The sequence below is a fragment of the Streptomyces sp. NBC_01304 genome, assembly GCF_035975855.1.
Classification (GTDB): Bacteria; Actinomycetota; Actinomycetes; order Streptomycetales; family Streptomycetaceae; genus Streptomyces.
The window spans coordinates 8745756-8771757 of the sequence record NZ_CP109055.1 but is presented as its reverse complement, the minus strand read 5'-3'; the positions used below and the strand labels follow the sequence as shown (position 1 = coordinate 8771757).

The following is a 26002-nucleotide window of genomic DNA, read 5'->3' as shown; positions in this document are numbered from 1 at the left end:
TCTCGACATCAAGATACCTCGTTCGAAGAGCTCTCCGGACAGGGGCCCGTGGTTCGTTCTCCGGATGCCCGCCGACTGCTCCCGCGGCGGGTCTCCGGATACTCCCGTGGACGTACGGAAGGTGTCTTCGGCGGTACGACGCTTCGGCGGGCCCTCGCCGGGATGCTGATCGGCATGGACCTGACCGAACGGACTCCGGCACGAGCGACATCCGGGACGACCTGGCCCCGGGCGGCCGCGGCGTGGTGGCGTGCGGCACACCCCGGCGAGCGGCTCAGCTGTGCGGTCGGGGTCCTGCTGATCGTCTCCGGCCTCTTCCACCTGCTGGTCTTCGCGGTGGACGGCGGGCCGTGGACGGGACCGGTCTCGTGGCGGAAGCCGGTCACCTTCGGGCTCTCCTTCGGTCTGACGCTGATCGCGACCGCCTGGGTGACCTCGTATCTGCGGATGAGTGCGCGCACTCGCGCCGTGCTGCTCGTCCTCTTCGCCGCGGACTGTGTGCTCGAGGTGGGCGGCATCACGCTGCAGGCGTGGCGCGGTGTGCCCTCGCACCTCAACATGGAGAGCGCCCTCAACTCCACGGTGTCCATGGCCCTGGCGGTCGGCGGCGGCCTCCTGGTGGTGCTGCTCTCGGCCTTCGCGGTGATCTCGTTCCGGCGCAGGCCGCAGGGCCCGGCGGGGATGCCGCTCGCGCTGCGGGCCGGGTTCGCGATCCTCCTGGTGGGGCTCGCTTCGGGGGCCGCGATGATCGCGCGGGGCGTGACGCTGACGAAGACGGGGCACCAGGCGGACGCGTACGCCTCCACCGCCTTCCTCAAGCCGCTGCACGGGGTGAGCCTGCATGCGGTCCTTGTCCTGCCCGCGCTGGCCTGGCTGCTGACCTTCACGCCGTGGGGCGAGCGGACCCGGCTGCGGATCGTGCAGGGGGCGGTGGGCTGCTATCTGGTGGCCGTGCTCGCGGCCGGGGCTTGGGGCGTGGTGACGTACTGACGCACCTCGAAGACGAAAAAGGCCTCGCCGACTCCCTGCGGCGAGGCCTCTACGGCACGTGCTCAGACCCCGCCGTCAAGGCGCAGGCTCCACCGCCCGGCCTGGCCCGTGACGGAGACGGCCGACAGCGGGCGGACGTCGATGTTCCAGTACGTCGCCGGGGGAGCCTTGAGCGCGTAGACGAGCGCGGCCCGTACGACGCCGGGCTCGGCCACTGCGACGATCCGGCCCCCGTCGTCGGCCGGCCGGGTGTCGAGCCACCGGCCGACGCGCGAGATGAACGCGAGCAGCGACTCCCCGCCGTGCGGCGCGAGGCGCGGATTGCCGAGCCAGGCCTCGACCGCGGCCGGTTCGCGAGCCGTCACATCGGCCAGGGTCAGACCGCGCCAGCGGCCCATGTCGCAGTCGCTCAGGGCGGGTTGGGCCATGGGCGCGAAGCCCAGGGCGTCGCCGGTGGCGCGGCTGCGCGGGGTGGGTGAGCAGTAGCGCAGTTCGGCGGCGCCGAGCGGCACCAGGGCGTGCGAGGCCCGCTGCACCTCGTGCCAGCCGGCCTGGTCGAGGGGCCGGTCGTCGTCGAACCGCTCGGCGAGCATGGAGGAGCTGCGAGCGGCGGCTATGAGGGTGACCCGAACGTGCATGCGGCGATCGTGAAGGGAGAGGCTGCGCAGGTCAAGGGGTGACTTTGTGAAGCCTGCCGCCTCTTGCCCGGCTATTGGAAGCCGAGCGCCATCCACTTGTCCGGATCCTCGAGCACCTCGAAGCCGATCTTCTCGTAGACCCCGTGCGCGTCTCCGGTCGCCAGCAGGATGCGCCGCAGCCCGTACGGCTCCAGCTCGTCCCGGACCGCCTCGACCAGCGCGGTGCCGAGCCCCTTGCCGCGCGCCGAACGGTCGACGTAGACATCACAGAGCCAGGCGAAGGTGGCCCGGTCCGTGACGACTCGGGCATACGCCACCTGCTCGCCCGAAACCGGGTCGTACGCCCCGAAGTTGAGCGAGCCCGCGAGGGCGGCGTCCTGCTTGGCGCGGCTGCGGCCGAGGGCCCAGTACGCGTCGGTGGACAGCCAGTGGTGGATGCGGGCCGGGTCGAGGCGGTCGGGGTCGGCGGAGATCACGTAGTCGCTCATGGGGCGAGGCTCGCAGCTGCCGGGCGGCCGAGTCGAACCGATTTCACCGGTCGTGACGAAGGCGACTTCCCGGCGAAGCCCTTCAGCGCAGCACTTCGTCGCACGCCTTCCGCAGCCTGCGCACGCCCTCCCCGATCTCCGCCTCCCCCGCGAGCCCGGCGAAGCTGACCCGGACGTGCCCCGCGGTCGGCTCGGCCGCGAAGTACGGCCGTCCCGGGGTGATGGCGACGCCCGCGCGCAGAGCCGCCGAGACCAGGGCCCGCTCGTCCGCCACGTCCGGGAGGCGCAGCCACAGGTGGTACCCGCCGGACGGGATGTGGGGCAGGGCGAGTTCGGGGATGTCACGCAGCAGGGCCGAGGTGAGGGCCTCGCGGCGGGCGCGCAACTCCCCCGCGACGGTGCGCAGATGGCGGTTCCACGCGGGCGATCCGACCAGTTCGAGGGCCGCTTCCTGCAGCGGCCGTGACACGAAGAACTGGTCGACGACCTGGATCGCGCGCAGCCGCTCCAGGACCGGGCCGCGGGCCACCAGGGCGCACACCCGGAAGCTGGGCGAGGTCGCCTTGGTGAGCGAGCAGACATGGACGACCGTGCCGTCCGGGTCGTCGGCGATGAGCGGGGCGGGCAGCGGTCCCGCGTCGTCGTGGGCGAGGCGGCGCACGAAGTCGTCCTCGAGGACGAAGGCGCCGAACTCCCTTGCCGTACGCAGGATTTCGGGGCGCCGGGCGACCGAGAGCACGGCTCCCGTCGGGTTCTGGAACAGCGGCTGGCAGACGAACACCCGGGCGCCGGTCGCCTTGAAGGCGGCGGCGAGCAGCTCCGGGCGTACCCCGTCGGTGTCCACCGGCACCGGCACGGGCCGCAGTCCGGCCGCCCGCGCGATCGCCAGCATGCCCGGATAGGTCGGCGACTCCACCAGGACCGGCGCCCCCGGCGGGGCGAGCGCCCGCAGCGCCGTGGTCAGCGCCGACTGGCCGCCCGACGAGATCAGCACCTCGGACGCGGTGATCGCACCGCCGCAGCCCCGCGCGAACCACTCCCGCAGTTCGGGCAGCCCTTCGGTGGGCGGCCGCCCCCACGCTCCGGGCCGCCGTCCCGCGCGGGCCAGTGCGGCGGCCATCGCGCGCTCGGGCTGCAAAGTGGGGTGCAGATAGCCGCCGTTGAACTCGATCACCCCGGCGGCCGGCACCGCCAGGCTGACCAGGACCCCGGAGGCGTCGACCGCGCGCGGCACCAGCTCGGCCGCGCTGTCCGCGCTGAGTGCGACCTCCTGCCAGGACGTGTCCCCGGCCTCCGGTACGGTCGCCCGGGCCTCGGCCCGGAAGGCGCCGGCGCCCGGCCGGGTCACCACCAGGCCCTCGGCGGCCAGTTGCGCCAGGGCCCGGGTCACCGTCACGGGGCTCACCCGGAATCGCTCGACGAGGGCCCGACTGGACGGCAGCTTCCCACCTGGCGAGTAGCGGTTCAGTTCCGCTCGCAGGAGTTCTGCCAAGTCACCCACGCTGCTACGCTGTTGCATGACAGCACAGGATAGCGCTACTCGCCCTAGCACGATAGCGGTTGCCCCCACGGCCCAGCCCACCGCCCGACCCGCCGGCGCCACCCAGGCCGCGGGCACCCTGCAGGCCATGCTCGGCGTGATCGCGTTCTCGCTCACCTTCCCCGGCACCGCCTGGGGCCTGGAGGGCTTCGGCCCCTGGTCCCTGGTCTCCCTGCGCCTGTTGCTCGCCGCCGTCATCGCGGGCGGCTGTCTGCTCGCGCTGCGCATCCCGCTGCCCGACCGGCGGCACCGGGCCGGGCTCGCGGTGGTCGCGGCCGGGGTGGTGCTCGGCTTCCCGATGCTGACGACCCTCGCCCTGCAGACGTCGACGACCTCGCACGCGGCCGTCGTGGTCGGCTTGTTGCCGCTGACCACCGCGGCCCTCTCGGCGCTGCGCACCGGGGCGCGCCCCTCGCGCGCCTTCTGGGTGGCCGCGTCCGCCGGGGCCGGCGCGGTCATCGCCTTCACGATCTCGCAGAGCGGCGGCGCGCTGTCCAAGGCCGACCTCTATCTCTTCGCGGCGCTCCTGGTGTGCGCGGCGGGCTACACCGAGGGCGGGCGGCTCGCCAAGGTGATGCCGGGCTGGCAGGTGATCGGCTGGGCCCTGGTGCTGTGTCTGCCGCTCTCCGCCGTCGGGGCCGTCCTCGCGCTGCAGGTCGAGCCCGCGCAGCTCACCGGGCACAGCGTGGTGGGGGTGCTCTGGCTGGCGGTGGGGTCGCAGTTCGTCGGCCTGGTCGTCTGGTACCGGGGCATGGCTTCCATCGGCATTCCCAAGGCCAGCCAACTGCAGCTCGCCCAGCCCCTGTTGACCCTGGTCTGGTCGGTGGGGCTGCTCGGCGAGGAGCTGCCGGTGGCGGCGCCGCTGACCGCCGCCGCCGTACTGGTCTGCATCGCGGTCACTCAGCGCTCACGGAGCTGAGCCCACCGGGCCCGGGCCGTGGGCTCCGGCAGCGGACCCTGCCTGCACCCACTGGGCCGGACTGCGAGGGTCCCAACCGCCCCCACCCGCCGTACACTTGCCGCCACGGATCGCTACCCCGGATCAGTCGAGGAGGCCACTCCCGATGCAGGCAAGTGTGGGCGACACGCTCCTGGTGCACGGCCGGATCGTCGGGCAGCACGATCGGGTCGCGGAGATCGTGGAGGTACTGGGCGACAACGGCGCTCCCCCGTACCGGGTCCGCTTCGAGGACGGGCACGAGGCCCTGATGTCACCGGGCCCCGACACCGTCGTACGGCGTCACCACGAGGAAGCCTAGGACCAGGAGGCACAGGGCCAGAAGGTGCAGAACCTCAGGGCCTGCCCGCCGGATCGTCCTGATAGTGGTCGGCCACGACCCGGGCCATCGCCCCGAACGGATCGGTCGCCACCTCACGCCCCGAGAAGTACGCATGCCCGCGCACCTGCGGCAGTTCCTTGGCCAGCGTGAGGTGCCGGGAGAGCTCGGCCGGGTCCTGCCAGGGCGCGGGCTGGGCCGGGTCGCCCGCCTTGTACAGGGCCTCGCCGAGGTAGAGGCGGACCCGGGTGCCGCGTACGACATCGGCCCACCAGGGGGCGAGCTTCGCGTAGTCGGCGACCTCGAAGCCGATGTTCCAGTACAGCTGCGGCACCACGTAGTCGATCCAGTTCCGCTTGATCCACATGCGGACGTCGGCGTGCAGATCGTCATAGGTCTGGACGCCCGCAGCCGTGTCCGAGCCCAGCGGGTCGGACGCGCGGTTGCGCCAGACCCCGAACGGGCTGATCCCGAACCGCACCCCCTTGCGGACCTGCGGGATGCGCGTCGCCATCTGCCGCACCAGCTGGTCGGTGTTGTGCCGCCGCCAGGCCGCACGGTCCGGGAAGCCCTGCCCGTGGCGGGCGAACGCGGCGTCGTCGTCGAAGACCTGCCCGGCCACCGGATAGGGGTAGAAGTAGTCGTCCCAGTGGACCGCGTCGATCGGGTAGCGCCGGACCGCGTCGAGCATCGCGTCCTGGACGAAGCGCCGGACCTCGGGCAGACCGGGGTTGTAGTAGAGCTTCCCGCCGTACGGCACCACCCAGTCCGGGTGCAGCCGCGCGGGGTGGGTGGGCGCGAGGCGCGTCGGGTCGGTGTGGCCGGCGACGCGGTAGGGGTTGAACCAGGCGTGCAGTTCGAGGCCGCGCTTGTGGGCCTCCGCGACGGCGGTGCCGAGCGGGTCCCAGCCGGGGTGCTGGCCCTGGACGCCGGTGAGGTACGCCGACCAGGGCTCGAAGGTCGAGGGCCACAGGGCGTCGGCGGTGGGGCGGACCTGGAGGATGACGGTGTTCAGGCGGCGCGCCACGGCGGTGTCGAGCAGGGCGATGAGCTGGGCGCGCTGCTCGCTCGCGGGCAGGCCCGGCTTGCTCGGCCAGTCCCGGTTGGCGACGCTCGCCACCCACATCCCGCGGAAGTCCGGCCTGCGTCGCTTCCCGGCCAGGTCGACGGACTCCGCTGCCGCGTCCCCGGCGAGCGTGATCCCCGAGAGCGCCGCGACGGCCACTGCCCCGAAAACTCTGCGCGTCATACGCACGGTATGCCTCCCCCTGCCCGTGATGTCCTGCGATAACGGACACAGCATGACGCCCCGCCCCGTCATGCACCAGGAGGCGCGGAGTACCGTCTGGTAGCAAGGGCAGGCTCCGGAACCGTACGGACCTGCCTTTCAGCAAGCGGGGGTCCTGCCGGACCGAAAGATCAGCGAAAGGCACGATGTGACCGACATCGAACGCGTCGGAGTGGTGGGCTGTGGCCAGATGGGCGCGGGTATCGCAGAGGTCTGCGCCCGTTCCGGACTGGACGTCAAGGTGGCCGAGACCACCGGCGAGGCCCTGGAGATCGGCCGTACCCGGCTGTACAACTCCCTCTCCAAGGCGGCCGAGCGCGGCAAGATCACGGAGGAGGAGCGCGACGAGACCCTGTCCCGTCTGAGCTTCACCACCGACCTCGGGGAGTTCGCCGACCGGGACCTCGTCATCGAGGCCGTCGTCGAGAACGAGCAGGTCAAGACCGAGATCTTCCAGGTACTCGATCAGGTGGTGACCCGGCAGGACGCGATCCTCGCCTCCAACACCTCCTCCATCCCGCTGGTGAAGCTGGCCGTCGCGACCTCGCGGCCCGACCAGGTCATCGGCATCCACTTCTTCAACCCGGCCCCCGTGCAGAAGCTGGTGGAGCTGATCCCGGCGCTGACCACGTCGGAGGGCACCCTCAGCCGCGCCCAGGCCATGGTGGAGAAGATCCTCGGCAAGCACGCGATCCGCGCCCAGGACCGTTCGGGCTTCGTGGTGAACGCGCTGCTCATCCCGTATCTGCTCTCCGCGATCCGGATGTTCGAGTCGGGCATCGCCTCCCGCGAGGACATCGACAACGGCATGGAGCTGGGCTGCGCCCACCCGATGGGGCCGCTGAAGCTCGCGGACCTGATCGGTCTGGACACCGTGCACTCGGTGGCCGACTCGATGTACGCCGAGTACAAGGAGCCGCTGTACGCCGCTCCCCCGCTCCTCCAGCGCATGGTGGACGCGGGCCGGCTGGGCCGGAAGTCGGGCTCGGGCTTCTACACGTACTGAGAATCCGGTACGCGTACTGACGACCCCGGTCCGCGTACTGAAAAATCTGCGAACGTACGGGTATCGAGTGATCCTGTGCGTCAGCCGCTTCAGTAAGCGATTTCGGCCACTCTCCGTATCGATCCAGCCAGAACCGGCCGGTTTCACCGGGCCCGGCGCCGCTTTTCGGGCGCCGGGCCCGTCGCGTTCACACCGGGGTGTGACCGCTGGACTCGCATATGCCCCACGCACACGCTGCCGTCCCCCCGACCTGGGGGAGTTGACTGACCGTGCGCATAAGGGTGTGGCACGAGTGAGCGCCACGCGCGACCTGCCGTGACTGGAAAGGAGTGGAACTCGTGACCACCGACCCGGAGCTTCCCGTGGTCCTGGAGGAACACGCAGAGTTGCGACGCACCGTCGAAGTCGGCCTGGCCCAGGTCGACGGCAGGCTGGCGCTCGTCACGCAGCGAGTTGATCAGAGCACCAAGGACACGGAGGACCTGTGCACACGGGTCGCGGCCCTCGAGCACAGCCGCTGGCCCCTGCCCACCATCGCCGCCCTTGCGGCCATCGGCGCGCTCGTGGTGGCGATCTGGCAGGCCACCGGCCACTAGGTGAAGCGGCCACTCGCGCCACCTAGCCCACCTGTCCCAACTCCGCCTGCCCCAGCCTCAGATGGTGCAGGAGCAGCAGCGCCGCCGCCATGTTGGCGGCCGGGACCTCGCCGCGGCACACCATGTCGGGGACGAGCTTGAGGGGAACCCACTCGCGCCGGTCGGACTCGAAGTCGTCCTCGGGGTAGCCGATGTACGTCCCCTCGTCGGCCCAGTAGATGTGGTGCTTGGCGTCGGTCAGCCCATTGGACGGCTCGACGCTCATCAGATGCCGCAGCGGTCCCGGCCGCCAGCCGGTCTCCTCCTCCAGCTCACGGGCGGCGGCGACGGCTATCTCCTCGCCGTCGTCGACCACACCCGCCGGCAGCTCCCAGCCCCAGCTGTTGGTGATGAAGCGGTGCCGCCAGAGCAGCAGGACCTCATTGGCCTCGTTGACCACCGTGGCCACGGCGACCGGCCGGAGCCTGATCAGAAAGTGATCGAGATGCCGTCCGTCGGGCAGCTCGACATCCGCCAAGTTGACCTGGAACCAGCGGTTTCCATACACATTTTGTTCGCTTAGTTTCGTCCACTGCACGGTTCTGCCACCTTCCGCCGAGATAGATGGCAATATCGCAGCAGCGGGGCGAGGTCACAGCGGTACGCGCAGCGCTCCGTCGATGAGCGCGGCTGCCTCGGCCGTGCCCGAGCAGCCGTTGCGTACGAGATGTTCACGTACGGCGCGGAGCCGGTCGCGAAGCCGCTGGGATTCCATCCCCCGTGCCTGTTCGGCCATTTCGACGGCAGTGGCCACCGCCCGATCGGCCTCCCCCTGACGCAGTTCGACCTGGCTGAGGATGGCGAGCCGGTGCACCCGGCCCCGGTCGTGCGCCGGGGTGTCCACCGCCGTGGCCGCATGCTTCCGCGCGGCCACCAGATCGCCGAGACTCAACAGCGCTTCCGCCACTTGTACGTTGACGAGTCCGGGCTGCACATACCCGGTCTCGTCCGGCTCATGGCTGCGGTGGATCCGGTCGGCCGCGGACTCGGCCCGCCGGATGCAGGACAGCGCGCTGCTGCCGTCCCCGAGATGCGCGTACGCCTTGGCCTGCATCGCGTACAGGTCGGCGGCGAGCGCGGGCGTGATGTGCCGGCCCGCGGCGCGCAGCGCGGCCTCCGCGAAGGCGACGGCCTGCCGGTGCTCGCGCATGAACAGCGACTGATTGACGAGCAGGGCTATGACGTAGGCGCCAAGTCCCCGGTCCCCACTGGCCTTTGCCAGGCGCAGCGCCTGGTGGAAGTAGCGCTGGGCGAGGCCGTGCGCATCCGAGTCGTAGGCGCAGATTCCGGCCACGGCGACCAACCCGCCGGTCGCCCGGTGCAGTTGGCGTCCGGTGGCATCGGTGTAGCAGCCGCGCAGGAGGGGCGCTGCTTCGGTGTTGAGGAAGCCGACGATGCGTACGCGGGTCGCGACGCCGCCCGTCTTGCGGTACATCTGCTCGTAGTGCGCCCGGGCCGAACGCAGCATGTCGATGTCCGACATGCTGACCCGGTGCCGTCCGCCGCGCGAGACGTCCACGTCCTCCGGGGGGTTCTCCCACTCCCACACCGGCATCACGGCGGGGGTTCCGGTCACGGCGGGGGCGCCCAGGATGTGGGGGCGCTGCTGCTCGTCGGAGCGCCACAGCGCGGTGGCCCGCTCGACGAAGCCGGACAGGGTGGAGCCGCCGCCACCGGGCTGGCCCGCGGGCTGTCCCGGTACGCCGAGGCCGATGTCGTCGAGGGTGACGGAGCGCTGCAGCCGCCCGGCGAGCACCTCGCAGATCAGGTCGGGCACCTGGCCGCGCGGCCGCTGGCCCTTCAACCAGCGGGCTACGGCCGTGTGTTCGTACCGTAACTCGAGGGCTCTCGCCTTCCCCGCCTGGTTGACGTGCGCGGCCAGACCGGCATGGGAGATGCCGGCCTCGTCCAGGATGGCGTCGAGCAAGGTGTTGGGCTGCATTTCGCCCTCCGGTGGCTCGGTGCCGCCCAGCCTAATGGAGCTCTCTTCACACGGGGTGTGAACGGAGTGCCCTCATCCGACGCCCACACGCACTGCCGCGCCGGGCGACGAATCGGTTCACTGTCTGCATCCGGCTCCCCTGGGCTGGATCTTCTGGCCTCGCCAGAGGCGGCCGGGCCGCCGGCTCCCCCTCGTACAGTGCGGCGGTCCAACTCGCGCCGTCCACCCGGCTGCCTGCCGAACTCCGTGGCCGGGTGGAGGGCGCCGGCCGGGCAGAATTCAGCCCGTCCGGCGTTTGAGGACCGGGGGCCGGGGCGGAGCCCCGTGACGTGAGCGGGACGGACCTCACGTAGCAGTTCGGGCCCGCCGCACCACGCTCGGCTCACTCGGCTGCTGCGGCACCCGGCGCCGGTCGTTGCGCAGCACCAGCAACGCCACATCATCAGAGAGGCGGCCCCCGGTATGCCGGAGCAGCTCCGCGTGGACCATGCCGATGACCGACTCCGGTGCCACCGGCGCCCTGCGTACCGCCTCGGCCAGCGCCTTGTGGAGCGGGAAGAACTGTCCTTCGCCGTTGCGGGCGTCCTCGACGCCGTCCGTGTGCAGGAACAGCGATTCGCCGGGGCGCAGCCGGCCGCAGTTCCGCGACGGCAGTTCGGCGGGCAGCGGGAAGGCGCCGAGCGGCGGCAGCGGGTCGCCGCCCGCGAGCCGGGAGACCCGGCGGCCGAGGCGGTACGGCCAGGGATGGCCGCAGTTGAGCGCGCGCATCTCGCCGTCCGGGCGGATCTCCAGGAGCAGTACGGTGACGAACTCCTCGGCGAGCGGGCTGTCCGGATCGGTGCCGCAGGACGCCGGGTGCTCGGAGCGGGAACGTTCACGCAGATGCCGCTGCATCGCGCGCTCCAACCTCCTTAGCACACCGCAGAGTTCGACCTCGTCGTGCGCGGCCTCGCGGAAGCTGCCGAGGACGGCGGCGACGGTGCCGATCGCGGCGAGCCCGTGCCCGCGCACGTCCCCCATGACGACGCGCACGCCGTGGTCGGTGGCGACGGCCTCGTACAGATCGCCGCCGACGGCCGCACCGCGGTGCGCGGAGAGCTGGCCCGCGGCGATCGCGAGCCCGTCCAGGCGAGGCGGCAGCGGGCGGAGCAACACGCGCTGGGCGGCGCCCGCGACCTCGCGGATCTGGGCCAGTTCCTGGAGCAGGGCCCGGCGGACGCCCAGTATCAGACCGGTGCCGACCGCGAAGAAGACCGCGCTGGTGGCGATCCGTGCTCCCAGGCTGTTCTGCTGGGCGAGCGGGCAGGCGAGTTTGTACGTGATCGCGACGCCGCCCCACAGCGTGGGCAGGGCAAGCGTGAACGCACGCTTGACGCGTGAGGTGTCCGTGCGCCCGGCGTGGTCGCCGTGCCCTGTCCAGAAGTCTTGGAGCCCCTCTCGGAAGGGAGTCCAGGACTTCTTGATGCGGATCATGCCGATGGCCTCCCTAAGGCCTGTTCCAGCGCGCAGGCCGGCCCCTACGGCCGTGCCGATTCTGTCGATGACCTGAACCAGCCGGGCCATAGAGCCCGCACTTCTCACTCGAACGAGTGAGGGGCGCACTTGGTTGTCCAAGTGCGCCCCTCACCAGGGACTTTGCGCTTGCGCGCCGCGCCGTCTCAGCGCCGGGTGGTGCTACGCGCCGCGCAGCACCGCGCCGGTGATCTCGGCCGTCTTGGCAACTGCCGCGTCACGGGCGGCAGTTGCCTCCTCGACGGTCAGCGTGCGGTCCGGCGCCCGGAACCGCAGCGCGAAGGCCAGGGACTTCTTGCCCTCGCCGACCTGGTCGCCGGTGTAGACGTCGAACAGGCGGATGGACTCGAGGAGTTCACCCGCACCGCCCTTGAGGAAGTGCTCGACCGCGGCGGCCGGGATCCCCTCGTCGACGACGAGCGCGACGTCCTGCGTGGCCACCGGGAAGGTGGAGATCCTGGGCGCCTGCAGCACGCCGTCGCCAGCCCGCTCCAGGAGGTCCAGGTCGAGTTCCATCGCGCTGGTCCGGGCCGGCAGGCCCATCGCCTTGACGACGCGGGGGTGCAGCTCGCCCGCGTGCCCGGCGAGGGTCTTCACCCCGTCGATCACGACGGACAGCTCGGCGCACCGGCCCGGGTGCCAGGGGCCGTACTGACCGTTGTCCACCATGAGGTCGACCCCGGCCTCGCCGGCCACGGTACGGGCCGCCTGTACGGCGTCCGCCCAGTCGGCCGGACGGCCCTTGCCCCACCAGCCGGCCTGTTCGCGGGCGCCCGCGAGGACGACCGCGACGTGCCGCGGCTGGACCGGGAGGGCGTCGCTGAGCTTGCCGAGCTCCTCGTCGGTCGGGCGCCGGTCGACGGGGAGGCGGACCGCGGCGGTCTTGCTCTCGGCCGGCTGGAAGACCAGACCGGTCTCGAAGAGCGCCAGGTCGTGGCTGCCCCGGCCGTCGTTGCGCCGCAGCGCGGACAGCAGACCCGGCAGGAGCGTCGTACGAAGAGCGGGCTCCTCGTCCGACAGCGGGTTGACCAGCTTGACGACGCGGCGGGCCGGGTCGTCCTTGTCGAGCTGGAGCTGGTCGAAGACCTGCTCGCCGATGAACGGGTAGTTCAGCGCCTCGACGTACCCGGCACCGGCCAGCGCACGGCCGATGCGGCGGTGCGTGCGCTGCCGCTCGGTGAGGCCCAGGCCCGCGGGGGGCTTGGGCAGCGTCGAGGGCAGGTTCTCGTAGCCCTCGAGCCGGATGACCTCTTCGGCCAGGTCGTTCGGGTCGGTCAGGTCGGGGCGCCAGGACGGCACGGTGACCGTGAGGTCGTCCTGCCCGTAGACGTCACAGCCGACCTCCTGGAGGCGGCGTACGACCGTCTCGCGGCCGTAGTCGACGCCCGCCACCTTGTCCGGGTGGTTGGCCGGGATGGTGATGGTGTGCGGCGCGGAGGGCGCGATGACCTCGGTGACGCCAGCCTCGGCGGTGCCGCCCGCGAGCAGCACGAGCAGGTCGACGGTCCGCTGAGCGGCAGCCGAAGCGGCCTGCGGGTCGACGCCGCGCTCGAAGCGCTTGGACGCCTCGGACGCCAGCTTGTGCCGCCGCGCGGTGCGCGCGATGGACAGCTGGTCGAAGTGCGCGGCCTCGATGACGACTTCGGTGGTGCCCCTGACCTCGCCGGTCTCGGGGTCCGTCTCGGAGTCGGCGATCTCGGTGTTGGCGCCGCCCATGACGCCCGCGAGGCCGATCGGGCCGCGGTCGTCGGTGATGACCAGGTCCTCGGCGTCGAGGACGCGCTTGGTGCCGTCGAGCGTCGTGAACTTCTCGCCCGCCTCGGCCCTGCGCACACCGATCGCACCCTGGATGCGGGAGCGGTCGTACGCGTGCAGCGGCTGGCCGAGCTCCAGCATCACGTAGTTCGTGACGTCCACGGCGAGCGAGATCGGGCGCATCCCGGCCTTCTGCAGCCGGCGCTGCAGCCAGATCGGGGAGCGCGCCTCCGGCGCGAGACCGACGACGGTGCGCGCGGTGAAGCGGTCGCAGCCGTGCGGGTCGCTGATCTGCACGGAGTAGCCGTACGAGTTGGGCGCGGGCACGTCGAGCAGCGCGGGGTCGCGCAGCGAGATGCCGTACGCGGTGGCGGCCTCGCGGGCCACGCCGCGCATGGACAGGCAGTAGCCGCGGTCGGGCGTGACGGCGATGTCCAGGACCTCGTCGACCAGCTCCAGGAGCTTGATCGCGTCGGTGCCGACCTCGTGCTCGGGCGGCAGCACGATGATGCCGCCAGAGCCGTCGTCACCCATGCCCAGCTCGTCGCCGGAGCAGATCATGCCGTGCGAGGTCTTGCCGTACGTCTTGCGCGCGGCGATCTTGAAGCCGCCGGGCAGCTCGGCTCCGGGCAGCACCACGACGACCTTGTCGCCGACCGCGAAGTTCCGCGCGCCGCAGACGATCTCCTGGGGCTCACCGGTGCCGTTGGCCTGACCGACGTCGACGGTGCAGAAGCGGATGGGCTTCTTGAACTCGGTCAGCTCCTCGATGGTGAGGACCTTGCCGACGACCAGGGGGCCCTGGATGTCGGCGCCGAGCTTCTCGACGGTCTCGACCTCGAGGCCCACGGCCACGAGCTTCTCCTGTACGTCCCGGCCGGTCTGAGTCGCCGGCAGGTCGACGTACTCCCGCAGCCAGGAAAGCGGGACCCGCATCAGATCTCCATCCCGAACGGCCGGGTGAACCGGACGTCACCCTCGACCATGTCTCGCATGTCTTCGACGTTGTGGCGGAACATCAGCATCCGCTCGATGCCGAACCCGAAGGCGAATCCGCTGTACTTCTGCGGGTCCACGCCGCACGCGATCAGCACGCGCGGGTTGACCATGCCGCAGCCGCCCAGCTCGATCCAGCCCTCGCTGCCACAGGTGCGGCAGGCCTTGTCGGGGTTGCCGATCGACTCGCCACGGCAGACGTAGCAGACCATGTCCATCTCGGCGGACGGCTCGGTGAACGGGAAGTAGTTCGGACGCAGCCGGGTCTTCATGTCCGGGCCGAAGAGCGCCTGGACCATGTGGTCGAGGGTGCCCTTCAGGTCCGCCATGGTCAGGCCCTCGTCGATGGCGAGGAGCTCGATCTGGTGGAAGACCGGGGTGTGCGTCGCGTCCAGCTCGTCGGTCCGGTACACACGGCCGGGGCAGACGATGTAGACGGGCGGCTCCCGGTCGAGCAGCGCGCGGGCCTGCACCGGAGAGGTGTGGGTGCGCAGCACGACACCGGACTCGTCGCCGGAGGTGGCCTTTCCCTCGGGGGAGGTTCCCTCGACGAAGAAGGTGTCCTGCATCTGCCGGGCCGGGTGGTCGGGCACGAAGTTCAGGGCGTCGAAGTTGAACCACTCCGCCTCGACCTCGGGGCCCTCCGCGATCTCGTATCCCATGGACACGAAGACGTCCGCGACGCGCTCCATCATGGTCGTCAGCGGGTGCCGGGCGCCGGCCGGGACGCGGTCGTACGGCAGCGTGACGTCCACCGCCTCCTCGACCAGGACCCGGGCGTCACGTTCGGCCTCGAGCTCGGCCTGACGGGCCGCGAGGGCCTTGCTGACCACGCCGCGCGCCATGCCGACGCGCTTGCCGGCCTCGGCCTTGGCCTGCGGGGGCAGGGCGCCGATCTCACGGTTGGCGAGAGCCATCGGCGAGGTGCCACCGGTGTGCGCGGTCTTGGCCTGAGCGAGCTCGTCGAGGTCCGCGGCGGCCGCGAAGGCGGCGAGCGCCTCGGCCTGCATGCGCTCGATCTCTTCCGGTTTCAAGGCCTCGACCTCGACCGGGTCGTACGACTTATTAGGTGCCGACATCTCTTCCCGTGCTTCCGATTGGCTGGCTGGGGGTCCCCGCGACAAGACAACGCGGACACAAACGCGCCAATGGTCGAGTCTAACGGGGTGTGGGAATACGAATGTGCCCGTGGGCAGCTGAGCGGGCGCCCGTGGGGGTTTTCCGGCCGGGACCGATCAGTCCTTGAGATATGCCGGGGCCGCCACGGGCAACGTAAATCGGAACTCGGCGCCACCGGCCGGGCCGCGACCGACGGTGATCGTCCCGCCGTGCACCTCGACGATGCCCTTGACGATGTACAGGCCGAGGCCGGTCCCGCCGCGCTTGCTCCCCCGCCAGAAGCGGGTGAAGACACGGCCCATCGACTCCTCGGGGATGCCGGGGCCCTCGTCGCTCACGGTGACTGCCGTTCCTTCCGCCTGGTGGGGACCCCGCGGCTGGTGCTCGAGGTCGGGGCCCTTGGGGGGCGTCGCTGCCGCCACCTCAATGGTGACGGTCCCCTCGCCGTGCCGCACGGCATTTTCCAGGAGGTTGCTGAGCACCTGGTCGATCTTGTCCGGGTCCGCCCAGAGATCGGGCAGCGGCTGCTCGATCCGTACGAGGAAGCGGTCGGGCGACTGCCCGGCGGCCACGTGCGCCTGGATGTGCCGGCCGACGGCCGCCCCGATGTCGACGGGCTGGCGACGCACTTCGAGGCGCCCCGAGTCGATGCGGGAGATGTCGAGGAGTTCGGCGATGAGCCGGGTGACCCGGTCGGCGTCGGCGTCGACGGTCTCCAGCATCAGCTTCTTCTGGTCGTCCGTGAACCGCTCCCACTTGGCGAGCAGGGTCGCCGTGAAGCCCTTGACGGAGGTGAGCGGCGAGCGCAGTTCATGGGCGACGGTCGCGATGAGCTCCGCGTGGCTTCTCTCGGTACGCCGACGGGCTTCGGTGTCCCGCAGACAGACGACGAGACGGCGTACGGGCCCGGTCGGCCGGGTGCGCACGTAGCGCGCCGAGACCAGGACCTCGCGCCCGCCCGGAAGCAACAGATTGCGCTCGGGCTGGCCCTTGCGCGTGGCCAGACCGCCGTAGGGATCGGTCAGCCGCCACCAGCGGCGCCCCTCCAGGTCCTCCAGCGGCAGGGCCCGCTCCAGCGGAGCGCCCATCGCGTCCCGCACGGGCACTGCGGTGATCCGGGCCGCGGCGGCGTTGAAGGCGATGACCCGGCCGGACTCGTCCGCGACGACCAGGCCGTCCGGCAGGTCGTCCGGGTCTATGCCGAGTTCGCCGAGGTCGGTGAGGTCACTGCGGTCAGCACGGGGCGCGGGGGGACGCGGAGCGGAACTGCGCGCTCCCCTGGGCCTGCTGGTGCCGACACTCATCCCCGTACCCCACCTCTCGACGTGTGCAGTGGGCCCCCGAGCCCGTCAGACTACTAGCTGAGGGTTACGGAACAGACCCCCTCAGGGCGTAGAGATACCTGCCCGCTGTGCACGAGCTGAGGCATACAGGCACACAGCGGCGGCCGTGGCCAGGTTGAGGCTTTCGGCCTTCCCGTGGATGGGCACGCGCACCACCGCGTCCGCGAGTGCGCGGGTCTCCTCCGGCAGGCCCCACGCCTCGTTGCCGAAGACCCAGGCGGTGGGGGTGCCCATGGTGCCCTTGTCGAGCTCGGCGTCGAGGTCGTCCTCGCCCGCGCCGTCGGCGGCCAGAACCCGAACTCCCGCCTCCCGCAAGCCTCGTACGGCCTCTTCGACGGGAACGCCGACGGCGACCGGCAGATGGAAGTGCGAACCGACCGACGCCCGTACGGCCTTGGGGTTGTAGAGGTCGACGGACGCGTCCGTGAGGATCACGGCGTCGGCGCCCGCGGCGTCGGCGCAGCGCAGCACCGTGCCGGCGTTCCCGGGGTCGCGGACGTGCGCGAGGACGGCGACCAGCTTGGGCTTCGCGGCGAGGATCTCGGCGAAGGGCGAGTCGATGAAACGGCAGACCCCGACCATGCCCTGCGGGGTGACGGTCGTCGAGATGTCGGCGATCACGCTCTCGTCGGCGAGGTGCACCCGTGCTCCCGCGTCGTGCGCGCCGCCGATGATGTCGGCGTATCGCTCCGCCGCCTCGGGGGTCGCGAACAGCTCGACCAGCGTGGCCTCGCCGCCGAATCTGTGCCCGGCCGCTTCCCGTACGGCCTGAGGACCTTCCGCGAGGAACAGTCGCTCCTTGGTACGGAAGTTCCGCTTGGCCAGCCGCCGGGCGGCGCTTACGCGCGACGAGCGGGGAGAGATCAACTCAGGCACGGCACCCATGAAACCAACCTCGGGGGAAATCGCCCCTGAAAGGGGCGCGGGGAACTGCGCGACCAGCCACGAACGACCCGCGGACGGCGAACAACAGACGACGGCAGACGAGTATCCGAACACGGACCCGGGCCCGAACATGAAGGGACCCGCGGGCCACGAGGGCCTGCGGGTCCGTTCGGGTCCAGCTCAACGCACCGATCAGGCAGCAGCCTTGGGCGCGTTGACGTCGGCCGGAAGCGCCTTCTGGGCAACCTCGACCAGCGCGGCGAACGCGTTGGAGTCGTTGACGGCCAGCTCGGCGAGGATCTTGCGGTCCACCTCGATGTTGGCGGCCTTCAGACCCTGGATGAGGCGGTTGTACGTCATGCCGTTCTCGCGGGCAGCGGCGTTGATGCGCTGGATCCACAGCTGACGGAAGTCGCCCTTGCGCTTCTTGCGGTCGTTGTAGTTGTAGACCAGGGAGTGGGTGACCTGCTCCTTGGCCTTGCGGTACAGACGCGAACGCTGACCGCGGTAGCCCTTGGCGGCCTCGAGGATCGCCCTGCGCTTCTTGTGGGCGTTTACTGCCCGCTTGACGCGTGCCACTTGTTAACTCCTTGTAGCGGGGCCGTGGTGGGAATCACACGGCCCGATGTCGAATAGGTCCCGGTCCTGGCGTCCGGCCCCCGTTGCCGGGGGCCGCGACGTCACTTGCCGAGAAGCTTCTTGATCTTCTTGGCGTCGGCCGGGGCCACCTCGACCGTGCCGGTCAGCGAGCGGGTCTTCTTGGACGACTTGTGCTCGAGCAGGTGGCGCTTGCCGGCGCGCTCACGGAGCACCTTGCCGGAGCCGGTGATCTTGAAGCGCTTGCTGGCACCGCTGTGCGTCTTGTTCTTCGGCATAGCGCCGTTCTCTCCTCGTCAGTGGCGCTCCCCCGGTCGGAACCGGATGGCGGGAACGTCAGTTGCTATCGATTGTCATCCAAGGCATGCGCCCCGGATCAGGCCTCGGCGTTTTCCTCGGCAGGCGCCTCGGCGGCGACTTCCTCGGCGGGCGCTTCAGCGGCGACGTCCTCGACGGACTCCTCCGCGGCACGGTCCCGGCGGCTTTCGACCGCGACACCGGCTGCTTCCACCTTGCGCGCGGCCTGGGCCTCGCGAGCCTCGGCCATGGCCTCGGTCTTCTTCTTGTGCGGGCCGAGAACCATGATCATGTTTCGGCCGTCCTGCTTCGGGTTCGACTCGATGAACCCAAGCTCCTCGACGTCCGAAGCAAGACGCTGGAGCAGTCGGAAGCCCAGCTCCGGGCGGGACTGCTCACGACCACGGAACATGATCGTGATCTTGACCTTGTCACCCTGCTTGAGGAACCGGACGACGTGACCCTTCTTGGTGTCATAGTCGTGCGGGTCGATCTTCGGCCGGAGCTTCATCTCCTTGATGACCGTGTGCGCCTGGTTCTTGCGCGCCTCACGGGCCTTCATGGCCGACTCGTACTTGAACTTGCCGTAGTCCATGAGCTTGCAGACGGGCGGACGGGCGTTCGCCGCCACCTCGACCAGGTCGAGGTCGTACTCCTGAGCAAGCTCAAGGGCCTTGGCAAGCGGAACAATCCCGACCTGCTCGCCGCTGGGACCGACAAGTCGCACTTCGGGAACGCGAATCCGGTCGTTGATGCGGGGCTCGGCGCTGATGGATCCTCCTCGGTAGCACCACGCGGCGGTCTGGCGGACTGCCGCGTAACGTCTCTTTTCGTGAGACCAACCGCGCCGGCGCACAAAAAATGCCCCGGACGATCACAGACGGGGCTCCATCACTACCGGAGCACCGCCGCGACGAACGCGGGGCGCAGAAAGACAGCCGCTACGCATGACGCGGGCCGTCTGACCGGTGACCCGCCGCCTTTCCAGGCGGCCAGGTGGGAGATCGGAGCCTCCACTTGTGGGCCGGGCCGCATTTTTACGTGCGTGTCCGGCCGGTCGTTACACAAGGTTAGCAGGTCCCCGGTGTAGGGGCTAACCGCCCGGAGCCGTCGGGCTCCGGGCTCTGCGGCGGGCTCAGCCGAAGACCGGACCCGTGTACTTCTCGCCCGGGCCCTGCCCCGGCTCGTCCGCCACCAGGGACGCCTCGCGGAAGGCGAGCTGCAGCGACTTCAGGCCGTCACGCAGCGGAGCCGCGTGGAAGGAGCTGATCTCCGTGGCGCTCGCGTCGAGGAGGCCGGCCAGCGCGTGGATCAGCTTGCGGGCCTCGTCGAGGTCCTTGTGCTGGTCGCCTTCCTCGGTGAGGCCGGCCTTGACGGCGGCGGCGCTCATCAGGTTCACCGCCACCGTCACGATCACCTCGACCGCGGGGACCTCCGCGATGTCGCGGGTCATCTCGTCGAAGTCGGGGTTCTGGGCGGTGGGGGTCGTGTCAGTCATGTCCACACCTTAAGTGCGCGCCGCGGGTCGTCCGGCCAGGGGTTCCTGCCGTACCAGCAGTACGCGGACGGGTCAGGGCTTCATGCCCGTACGTAGACGGGCTCGCCCGGCGGCGTCGCCTCGGCCGGGAGGAGCGCGAGGTCGAGGCCGCGCACCAGGCGGGCCCGCAGCGTCTCGTCGGCGGCAAGGGCCTCGGCCACGCGCCGGGCGGCCTGCGCCGGAACCGCGTCCGGGCCGAGCACCAGGGCGAGGGTGCCGTCCGCACGGCCCGGGCCGAGGTGGGCGCGGAGCACCGTGGGCTCGGCGGCGACCGCGGCGCGCACGGCATCGGTGACGGCGGGGTCGGCCAGGGGGTCGGTGGAGGTGCGGCCCTCCGCGAGCGCGAGCAGGGCGGGCCGGGACAGCTCGTACGCGACCGGTCCTGCCAAGTCGAGGACGATCGTGTCGGCCTTCTCGTGGACGGCGGCGCGCACGGCCTGCTGCATCGGGACGGCGACGGGGCGCGCGGCCGGGTCCCACAGGGCGAGGGCGTCGGTGGAGGTGAAGGCGGGGAGCGCGGTGCGGTCGCCGGCCTTGAGGGTGGGCACCGCCATGTCACTGGTCTTCTCGCGGCGCAGGCCGTTCTCGTCGACCTCGACCTCACCGAGGACGGCCACCACCGGGACCAGGAGACGGGCGCCGGGCAGGGCCGCGAGGATCTCGGCCTCGGTCTCCGGCGTGCGCTGCCCGGCCCAGGCCGCGAGGGCCGCGCTCAGGCGCGGGTCCGCGGAGCCGTCGTCGTCGGAGAAACCGGAGTCGGGAATGTTCTTGTTCGCCACGTTCACCGACCCTACCTGGGGCGCCGTACGCCCCGGCCCGAGCGGTCCGCCGGGGTCCGGCTCAGGGCTGGTCGCGCCGGTCCCGCCAGAGGCGACCGCGCCACAGGGCCACCGCCGCCACCAGGAAGACCGCGCCGACGCTGCCCGCCAGAGGGCCCACCCATGCGGCGGGGCCGTCGTCGCCCCGGTCCGCGTCGGGGCCCGAGCCGAAGTACTCCTTCTCGTAACCTGCCTTCCGCAGGCCGGACTTGACCTTGCCGCCCGCCTCGATCGCCGCGGCCGGGTCCACCAGGCCGTAGCCGAAGGAGTCGTTGCGGCCGCCGGCGGGGGCGTCGCGGGCGGTGTCCTCGAGGAGCTGCTTGATCTCGGCGGGGCCCAGGTCGGGATGCGCGGCGCGGACGAGCGCGGCGGCGCCGGAGACCATCGCGGAGGCGGCGCTGGTGCCCCAGCCTCGGTAGTACTCGCGATCCGGGTCGGCGATCATGATCTCGTGGCCGGGGGCGCTCACCGTGGCGTACCAGCGCCGGGTGGAGAAGTCGGCCCGCTCGCCCTGCTGGTTGATGGCGGTCACCGCGATGACGCCGGGGTACGCCGCCGGGTAGGAGACGTGGTCGCCCTTGAGGCCGCCGTTGCCGGCCGAGGCCACGACGACGACGCCCTTCTTCAGCGCGTACTGGACGGCGGCGTCCTCGGACGGCTCGGGGTGGGCGGACTCGCTGTCGTCGCCGAGCGACATGTTGATGACGTCGGCGCCGTGGTCGGCGGCCCAGCGGATGCCGTCGGCGAGCGCGCTGCCGCGGGTGGCGCGGGCCTTCTTGCGGTCCTTGTCGCCGTCCTCGAGGATCACCCGGACCGGCAGGACCTTGGCCTTGGGCGCGATGCCGAGTACGCCGTCGCCGTTGCCCTTCCCATGGCCGTGGCCCGCGATGATGCCGGCCATCGCGGTGCCGTGCCGGGCCCAGGCGTCGTCGCCGCGGCGGGCGCCGAAGCCGACCATGTCCTTGCCGGTGAGGACGTTGCCCTTGAGGTCGGGGTGGGTCGCGTCCACGCCGGTGTCCAGGACGGCGACGGTGATGTCCTCGCCCCGGGTGGTGCGCCAGGCCTCGGTGGTGTGCATGGCGTCGAGGGCCCACTGCTGGGCGCGGATCGAGTCGGCGTGCGCCGACGTCGACGGCAGCAGGGCGAGCGCGGTCGCGGCGAGCAGCGCGGCCGGCCCGCGCAGGCGCCGGGCTCCGGTGGTCATGAGGACTCCTTCGACGCCGCCGTCGCACTCTTGCGCAGCTTGCGCTCCACCTGGTCGGCCAGGCCCTGGGCCTCGTGGCCGAGGCCCGACTGGGCGGCGGCGCTGGTGGCGCCCGTGACCATGGCCTGCGCGGCGGGCTCCGGCTCGTCCACGGTGCGGCCGTCGGCGAAGCCGGAGACCGCGAAGACGACGACGGGCGCGTCCGTGAGGACGGACACGGACCAGGACGCGCGCTGCTTGTTCCCGAAGTGTTCGGCGACGGTGCCCTTGGCGGCGTACGTCCGGGGCATCAGGTCGTCGCGCTTGTCCAGGCCGTCCTCGGCGAAGCGGGTGCGCAGCGCGCCCATGGACTCGGCGTCCGCGCTGGTGAACAGCAGGCCGACGGTGGTGACATGGCTGCGGGTGGCGTCCGTGTAGGTGGCGCGCAGGACGCGTTGGCAGCCGACCGGGCGAAGTGCCTTGCGCAGCAAGGGGTCGAAGACGTCGGTGCAGCCGCTGTCGGGGGCGACGGCGATGCGTGTCCACTGCCGGTCTGCGCCGCCGGGTCCGGCCCGATCGCCCTTGATGACGGGCGGGAAGAGGGTGTCGACGGGTTCGTTGTGCCAACTGCCGCCCGCCGTCTGGAAGACGGACCTGGCGTTGGCCGGGTCGTCGGCGTCGCCGGTGAGCCAACTCCCGGTCACCGCACCGCTGATGAGGCCGAGACCGAGGACGACGCAGGCGGCGACCGCCGCGATGCGGGGTCTGGTACGCGGACCGACGGGGCGCAGCTGGGTCGTGCTGTCGTCGAACGTCAGGGGTCGCCCGAACACGATCGGCTTGCCGGCGCCCGGCCGCGGCGTGAGATCGACCGCGCCCACGGCACGGCGCCGGGTGGGCGCGGGCCTGGCCGGCGGGGGTACCCGGAGCGGACGCGGCGGGGTCTCCGGCGGGAGGGCTCCGAGGCCGCTGCCGAGGGTGGTCCGCGCACCGGGCGCGGGCGGGACGGGCCGCAGCCGCGTGGTGGTCTCGGCGGGCGCCTCGCCGGGCAGGCCCGCGCCCTGCGGCGGGGTTCCGGTGTCCGTCTGCGCAGGTGGGGCGTCCGGCATGCGCGGCGGCGTCGCGGGCCGGGGCGGGGTGCCGTGGGCCGGTGCGTTGCCGGCGGGCGGAGTCCGGGGCGCTCTCGACGGCCGGGCGTCGGGCGAGGTGCCGGGCCGGGGGCCGCGCGGCTGGGCGTGCCGGCCCGGGGTGGCTGGACCGGGCTCCCGGCCCGGGGCGGAACGGCTGGGCGGGACCGGCGCGCTGCGCTGCTGCGGCGCGGGCCGGGCGGGGGGCATCGGGTGCGCCCCTGTCCTCCCCTGGGCGGGCGGAGCGGGACGAACCGGAACTGCTCCTGCTCCTGCTCCTGCTCCTGGGACCTTCAGGCCGGTCTGCGTCGGCGGGCTCGTAGGCCGCGGCGGCACGCGGGGCGGAAGTGGCGACGCCTCGGGCGGCAGCTCACCCTCCAGGACACCGGCGCTCGCCCCGGCGGGCTCGGCGGACGGTACGGGCGGCTCGTCCGGCAGGCGCGAGGCGGGGTTCGGCGGAGGCGGTGCGGAGGGACGCGGCGGAACGGATGCGCGCTGCGCTTCGGTGCTCATCCACCCCCCGTTCCTGAGCCTGCTCCGTACCACGGGCCTCGCGCGACGGCTTCGCGATCACCTTTGCGGACAGGCCCGTTCCTTCCTTGCGTGCGCGTCACTCTACGGGCTTGTGCAGGTCGGACGGGAACCAGTCCCGCACCGTCGGGCGATCTGTCCGGATCATCCCCCTACCCTTGGGTAATCGCGTCTGGCAGGCTTCGGCCATGACAGCCCGAGCAGCCGACCGCGCCCGCTACGACCGGGCCACCGCCCACCTCGACGCGCCCGTCGCGATCGTCGATCTCGACGCCTTCGACGCGAACGCCGACGATCTCGTCCGCCGGTCCGCCGGGAAGCCGATCCGGGTGGCGTCGAAGTCCGTACGCTGCCGGGCGCTGCTCGAACGGGTCCTGGCGCGCGACGGGTTCGCGGGCATCATGTCGTTCACGCTGGACGAGTCGCTGTGGCTGGCCCGCTCGGGCTTCGAGGACGTCCTGCTCGCCTACCCGTCCGCGGACCGTGCCGGTTTCGCCGAGCTGACCGCCGACCCCAAGCTCGCCGCCGCGGTGACCGTGATGGTCGACGACCCGGCGCAGCTCCAGCTCATCGACGACGCCCGGGACGGCGGCCGCGAGGAGGTCCGGGTCTGCCTGGAGCTGGACACCGCGCTGAAGCTGCTCGGCGGGCGCATCCGCATCGGGGCGCGCCGTTCGCCGCTGCACTCTCCCGCCCAAGTCGCGGACCTGGCGCGCTCGGTGGCGCGCAGGCCCGGCTTCCGGCTCGTGGGGATCATGGCGTACGAGGGTCACGTGGCCGGTGTCGGCGACGCCCTCGCGGGACGTCCGGTGCGCTCGCGCGCGATCCGCCTGATGCAGTCCGCGGCCCGCCGTGAACTGGCCGCGCGCCGGGCCGAGGTGGTGCGCGCGGTACGGGCGGTCGCGCCGGACCTCGAGTTCGTCAACGGCGGCGGCACGGGCAGTGTGCAGCACACTGCCGCCGAGGACGCGGTCACCGAGATCGCGGCCGGCTCCGGCCTGTACCTGCCGCGCCTCTTCGACAACTACACGTCGTTCAGCGGCCGTCCGGCGGCCCTCTTCGCCCAGCCGGTGGTGCGCAGGCCGGGCGTCGGCGTGGTGACGGTGCTCGGCGGCGGCTACCCCGCGTCGGGGGCGGCGGGACCGGACCGGCTGCCGGTGCCGTATCTGCCCGAGGGACTCGCGTACGACCCGCAGGAGGGCCCCGGCGAGGTGCAGACCCCGCTGCTCGGCGCGCCCGCCGACGATCTGCTGCTCGGCGACAAGGTGTGGTTCCGGCACGCGAAGGCCGGCGAGATGTGCGAGCGGTTCGACACCCTGCAGCTCATCGAGGGCGACCGGGTGACGGCGACCGTGCCCACGTATCGCGGCGAAGGGCGCACGTTCCTCTAGGGCGTGTCCGGCGGATCTTCGCGGAAGAGCCCGCGGCGTCTGGTGCGTGCTCTCGGCGTGCGCCCGGATCGCCCTCGTACTGGACGTACTTGGGTGATTCGGGCGTGCGGCGAGAGTGCGTGCCAGGCGTCGTGGGCCCGCGAAGATCCGCCGGACAGGCCCTAGCCCTACGGGCTGTGGCGAGCCTCAGCGGCTCGCCTTGATGCCCGCCGTGATCTCGTCCATCTTGTCGAGCGGCGGCCCGTCCGGACCGGCGTCGAAGGCGAAGCGCACCACGACCATGGTGCTGCCCTGCGGCGACGGGAAGGCCAGGGACTGGGCGTAACCGCCGGGCCCGTCCGCCGTCTTGACCTGCCAGCGCACGAAATACCCGGAGGTGCCCGCCACCTTGACCGGGCCGGCGTCGACCTGCTTGTGCGACTTCATGCCGTTGAAGGGCCTGCGGCCGATGTAGTCACGGTCGAACGCCTCGCCCGCGGCCTTGGAGATGTCCGTCTCGGCGACCTCCTTCGCGGTGTCGCCGTCGCTCTCGGTGGCGGTGCGCGTGGTGACCGTGCCGCGGTAGCAGAACGAGCCCTCGCCGGGGCAGTCGTAGTAGCCGTCGACGGTCATGGCCAGCTCCTTGCCCACCTTCAGCTCGGGCTCGCCCCAACCGTCGGGGATGGGCAGGGTGATGCCGTTGAGCTGGTCGTCCAGGACCTTGGGGTCGCCCTGCGGCTTGGCGTCCTCGGACGCGGACGGCGAGGCCGAAGTCGACGGCCCGGCCGACGTGCTGCTGCTCTCCCCGCCTGCCTCGGGGCCGGTGCCGCCGCCGTCCTTGCCGAGGACGACGACGCCCGTGACGATCGCCGCGACCAGGACGACCCCCGCCACGGCGGGCGCGAGGACCTTCGCCAGGCCGCGGGAGCCGCCCGGCTCGACGGGCCCGGCGGGCGCGGGCTGCGGGTAGTGCTGCGGCGCCTGCGCCTGGGCCTGCTGCGGGGACCGGCTGTGCTCGGTCCACGTGGTGCCGTCCCACCAGCGTTCGAGGGACGGCACCGACGGGTCCGGGTACCAGCCGGGTGGGGTCGACATGCTCATCGGGCCACCCTAGGCGGTCGCATTCGG

General features: G+C 71.9%; 25 protein-coding genes. 6 read left to right on the top strand and 19 right to left on the bottom strand.

Going from position 1 to position 26002, the window contains the following annotated elements; translation table 11 throughout:
* Window positions 1–48: 48 nt before the first annotated feature.
* On the top strand, window positions 49–990 hold the full coding sequence (locus OG430_RS39010; protein ID WP_327357381.1) for a hypothetical protein: 942 nt from the start codon (window positions 49–51) through the stop codon (window positions 988–990).
* Window positions 991–1052: 62 nt separating this feature from the next.
* Here the strand turns inward: OG430_RS39010 and OG430_RS39005 are convergent, their stop codons facing one another.
* The 3 genes from OG430_RS39005 to OG430_RS38995 all read right to left on the bottom strand — a co-directional run bounded on the left by OG430_RS39005 (window position 1053) and on the right by OG430_RS38995 (window position 3635).
* Complete coding sequence (locus tag OG430_RS39005; RefSeq protein WP_327357380.1) at window positions 1053–1628, bottom strand: histidine phosphatase family protein; 576 nt, start codon at window positions 1626–1628, stop codon at window positions 1053–1055.
* A 71-nt stretch (window positions 1629–1699) separates the two neighbouring features.
* Window positions 1700–2116, bottom strand: coding sequence for a GNAT family N-acetyltransferase (locus tag OG430_RS39000; protein ID WP_327357379.1), 417 nt, complete (start codon window positions 2114–2116; stop codon window positions 1700–1702).
* Between the two features lie 82 nt (window positions 2117–2198).
* The gene (locus OG430_RS38995) at window positions 2199–3635 is read right to left on the bottom strand and encodes an aminotransferase-like domain-containing protein (RefSeq protein WP_327357378.1); all 1437 of its coding nucleotides are present in this window, start codon (window positions 3633–3635) and stop codon (window positions 2199–2201) included.
* Here OG430_RS38995 and OG430_RS38990 point away from each other — a divergent pair.
* On the top strand, window positions 3634–4575 hold the full coding sequence (locus OG430_RS38990) for a DMT family transporter (protein WP_327357377.1): 942 nt from the start codon (window positions 3634–3636) through the stop codon (window positions 4573–4575). The genes OG430_RS38995 and OG430_RS38990 overlap by 2 nt on opposite strands.
* Window positions 4576–4720: 145 nt before the next feature.
* Window positions 4721–4915, top strand: coding sequence for a DUF1918 domain-containing protein (locus OG430_RS38985; RefSeq protein ID WP_327357376.1), 195 nt, complete (start codon window positions 4721–4723; stop codon window positions 4913–4915).
* A gap of 34 nt (window positions 4916–4949) precedes the next feature.
* Here the strand turns inward: OG430_RS38985 and OG430_RS38980 are convergent, their stop codons facing one another.
* Window positions 4950–6182, bottom strand: a complete 1233-nt coding sequence (locus OG430_RS38980) for a glycoside hydrolase family 10 protein (protein WP_327357375.1) — start codon at window positions 6180–6182, stop codon at window positions 4950–4952.
* 187 nt (window positions 6183–6369) lie between these two features.
* Between OG430_RS38980 and OG430_RS38975 the strand changes: the two genes are divergently transcribed.
* Complete coding sequence (locus OG430_RS38975) at window positions 6370–7227, top strand: 3-hydroxybutyryl-CoA dehydrogenase (RefSeq protein ID WP_327357374.1); 858 nt, start codon at window positions 6370–6372, stop codon at window positions 7225–7227.
* A 338-nt stretch (window positions 7228–7565) separates the two neighbouring features.
* Window positions 7566–7823 (top strand): hypothetical protein, encoded by a 258-nt coding sequence (locus OG430_RS38970; protein WP_327357373.1) that lies wholly within the window; start codon window positions 7566–7568, stop codon window positions 7821–7823.
* 22 nt (window positions 7824–7845) lie between these two features.
* Here the strand turns inward: OG430_RS38970 and OG430_RS38965 are convergent, their stop codons facing one another.
* The 14 genes from OG430_RS38965 to OG430_RS38900 all read right to left on the bottom strand — a co-directional run bounded on the left by OG430_RS38965 (window position 7846) and on the right by OG430_RS38900 (window position 23183).
* The gene (locus OG430_RS38965; RefSeq protein WP_327357372.1) at window positions 7846–8400 is read right to left on the bottom strand and encodes an NUDIX hydrolase; all 555 of its coding nucleotides are present in this window, start codon (window positions 8398–8400) and stop codon (window positions 7846–7848) included.
* Between the two features lie 54 nt (window positions 8401–8454).
* On the bottom strand, window positions 8455–9804 hold the full coding sequence (locus OG430_RS38960; protein ID WP_327357371.1) for a transcriptional regulator: 1350 nt from the start codon (window positions 9802–9804) through the stop codon (window positions 8455–8457).
* Between the two features lie 345 nt (window positions 9805–10149).
* Window positions 10150–11145: a PP2C family protein-serine/threonine phosphatase gene (locus OG430_RS38955; protein ID WP_327359429.1), complete on the bottom strand. Its 996-nt coding sequence runs from the start codon at window positions 11143–11145 to the stop codon at window positions 10150–10152.
* Between the two features lie 333 nt (window positions 11146–11478).
* A complete protein-coding gene (gene pheT, locus OG430_RS38950; protein WP_327357370.1) occupies window positions 11479–14007 on the bottom strand; it encodes a phenylalanine--tRNA ligase subunit beta in 2529 nt (842 codons plus the stop codon).
* The gene (pheS, locus tag OG430_RS38945; RefSeq protein WP_327357369.1) at window positions 14007–15146 is read right to left on the bottom strand and encodes a phenylalanine--tRNA ligase subunit alpha; all 1140 of its coding nucleotides are present in this window, start codon (window positions 15144–15146) and stop codon (window positions 14007–14009) included. The genes pheT and pheS overlap by 1 nt, the downstream gene beginning before the upstream one ends.
* Before the next feature lie 156 nt (window positions 15147–15302).
* The gene (locus OG430_RS38940; protein WP_327357368.1) at window positions 15303–16490 is read right to left on the bottom strand and encodes a sensor histidine kinase; all 1188 of its coding nucleotides are present in this window, start codon (window positions 16488–16490) and stop codon (window positions 15303–15305) included.
* Between the two features lie 81 nt (window positions 16491–16571).
* Entirely contained in the window at window positions 16572–17414 is an 843-nt protein-coding gene (locus tag OG430_RS38935) for a TrmH family RNA methyltransferase (RefSeq protein WP_327357367.1), read from the bottom strand.
* Window positions 17415–17606: 192 nt separating this feature from the next.
* Window positions 17607–17993, bottom strand: coding sequence for a 50S ribosomal protein L20 (rplT, locus tag OG430_RS38930; protein ID WP_327357366.1), 387 nt, complete (start codon window positions 17991–17993; stop codon window positions 17607–17609).
* Window positions 17994–18094: 101 nt separating this feature from the next.
* On the bottom strand, window positions 18095–18289 hold the full coding sequence (gene rpmI, locus OG430_RS38925) for a 50S ribosomal protein L35 (protein ID WP_327357365.1): 195 nt from the start codon (window positions 18287–18289) through the stop codon (window positions 18095–18097).
* Window positions 18290–18387: 98 nt separating this feature from the next.
* Window positions 18388–19080 carry a translation initiation factor IF-3 gene (gene infC / locus OG430_RS38920; RefSeq protein WP_327359428.1) on the bottom strand — a complete coding sequence of 231 codons (693 nt, stop codon included), beginning with the start codon at window positions 19078–19080 and terminating at the stop codon, window positions 18388–18390.
* Window positions 19081–19443: 363 nt separating this feature from the next.
* Window positions 19444–19806 (bottom strand): DUF1844 domain-containing protein, encoded by a 363-nt coding sequence (locus tag OG430_RS38915; RefSeq protein ID WP_327357364.1) that lies wholly within the window; start codon window positions 19804–19806, stop codon window positions 19444–19446.
* Between the two features lie 80 nt (window positions 19807–19886).
* Complete coding sequence (locus OG430_RS38910) at window positions 19887–20624, bottom strand: SseB family protein (RefSeq protein ID WP_327357363.1); 738 nt, start codon at window positions 20622–20624, stop codon at window positions 19887–19889.
* A 61-nt stretch (window positions 20625–20685) separates the two neighbouring features.
* A complete protein-coding gene (gene mycP / locus OG430_RS38905) occupies window positions 20686–21867 on the bottom strand; it encodes a type VII secretion-associated serine protease mycosin (protein WP_327357362.1) in 1182 nt (393 codons plus the stop codon).
* Entirely contained in the window at window positions 21864–23183 is a 1320-nt protein-coding gene (locus tag OG430_RS38900) for a hypothetical protein (protein ID WP_327357361.1), read from the bottom strand. Before OG430_RS38900 ends, mycP begins: the two co-directional genes overlap by 4 nt.
* A 509-nt stretch (window positions 23184–23692) precedes the next feature.
* Here OG430_RS38900 and OG430_RS38895 point away from each other — a divergent pair.
* Window positions 23693–24895, top strand: coding sequence for an amino acid deaminase/aldolase (locus tag OG430_RS38895; protein WP_327357360.1), 1203 nt, complete (start codon window positions 23693–23695; stop codon window positions 24893–24895).
* Between the two features lie 186 nt (window positions 24896–25081).
* Here the strand turns inward: OG430_RS38895 and OG430_RS38890 are convergent, their stop codons facing one another.
* Window positions 25082–25975 carry a DUF2510 domain-containing protein gene (locus tag OG430_RS38890; protein WP_327357359.1) on the bottom strand — a complete coding sequence of 298 codons (894 nt, stop codon included), beginning with the start codon at window positions 25973–25975 and terminating at the stop codon, window positions 25082–25084.
* Window positions 25976–26002 lie beyond the last annotated feature (27 nt).

What these genes read in the sequence shown, in the direction of transcription:
- OG430_RS39005 (WP_327357380.1), bottom strand. Translation starts at nt 1,628, where the DNA reads ATGCACGTTCGGGTCACCCTCATAGCCGCCGCTCGCAGCTCCTCCATG.
- OG430_RS39000 (WP_327357379.1), bottom strand. Translation starts at nt 2,116, where the DNA reads ATGAGCGACTACGTGATCTCCGCCGACCCCGACCGCCTCGACCCGGCC.
- OG430_RS38990 (WP_327357377.1), top strand. Translation starts at nt 3,634, where the DNA reads ATGACAGCACAGGATAGCGCTACTCGCCCTAGCACGATAGCGGTTGCC.
- OG430_RS38995 (WP_327357378.1), bottom strand. Translation starts at nt 3,635, where the DNA reads ATGCAACAGCGTAGCAGCGTGGGTGACTTGGCAGAACTCCTGCGAGCG.
- OG430_RS38985 (WP_327357376.1), top strand. Translation starts at nt 4,721, where the DNA reads ATGCAGGCAAGTGTGGGCGACACGCTCCTGGTGCACGGCCGGATCGTC.
- OG430_RS38980 (WP_327357375.1), bottom strand. Translation starts at nt 6,182, where the DNA reads ATGACGCGCAGAGTTTTCGGGGCAGTGGCCGTCGCGGCGCTCTCGGGG.
- OG430_RS38960 (WP_327357371.1), bottom strand. Translation starts at nt 9,804, where the DNA reads ATGCAGCCCAACACCTTGCTCGACGCCATCCTGGACGAGGCCGGCATC.
- pheT (WP_327357370.1), bottom strand. Translation starts at nt 14,007, where the DNA reads ATGCGGGTCCCGCTTTCCTGGCTGCGGGAGTACGTCGACCTGCCGGCG.
- pheS (WP_327357369.1), bottom strand. Translation starts at nt 15,146, where the DNA reads ATGTCGGCACCTAATAAGTCGTACGACCCGGTCGAGGTCGAGGCCTTG.
- OG430_RS38940 (WP_327357368.1), bottom strand. Translation starts at nt 16,490, where the DNA reads ATGAGTGTCGGCACCAGCAGGCCCAGGGGAGCGCGCAGTTCCGCTCCG.
- OG430_RS38935 (WP_327357367.1), bottom strand. Translation starts at nt 17,414, where the DNA reads ATGGGTGCCGTGCCTGAGTTGATCTCTCCCCGCTCGTCGCGCGTAAGC.
- rpmI (WP_327357365.1), bottom strand. Translation starts at nt 18,289, where the DNA reads ATGCCGAAGAACAAGACGCACAGCGGTGCCAGCAAGCGCTTCAAGATC.
- OG430_RS38915 (WP_327357364.1), bottom strand. Translation starts at nt 19,806, where the DNA reads ATGACTGACACGACCCCCACCGCCCAGAACCCCGACTTCGACGAGATG.
- mycP (WP_327357362.1), bottom strand. Translation starts at nt 21,867, where the DNA reads ATGACCACCGGAGCCCGGCGCCTGCGCGGGCCGGCCGCGCTGCTCGCC.
- OG430_RS38900 (WP_327357361.1), bottom strand. Translation starts at nt 23,183, where the DNA reads ATGCCCCCCGCCCGGCCCGCGCCGCAGCAGCGCAGCGCGCCGGTCCCG.
- OG430_RS38895 (WP_327357360.1), top strand. Translation starts at nt 23,693, where the DNA reads ATGACAGCCCGAGCAGCCGACCGCGCCCGCTACGACCGGGCCACCGCC.
- OG430_RS38890 (WP_327357359.1), bottom strand. Translation starts at nt 25,975, where the DNA reads ATGAGCATGTCGACCCCACCCGGCTGGTACCCGGACCCGTCGGTGCCG.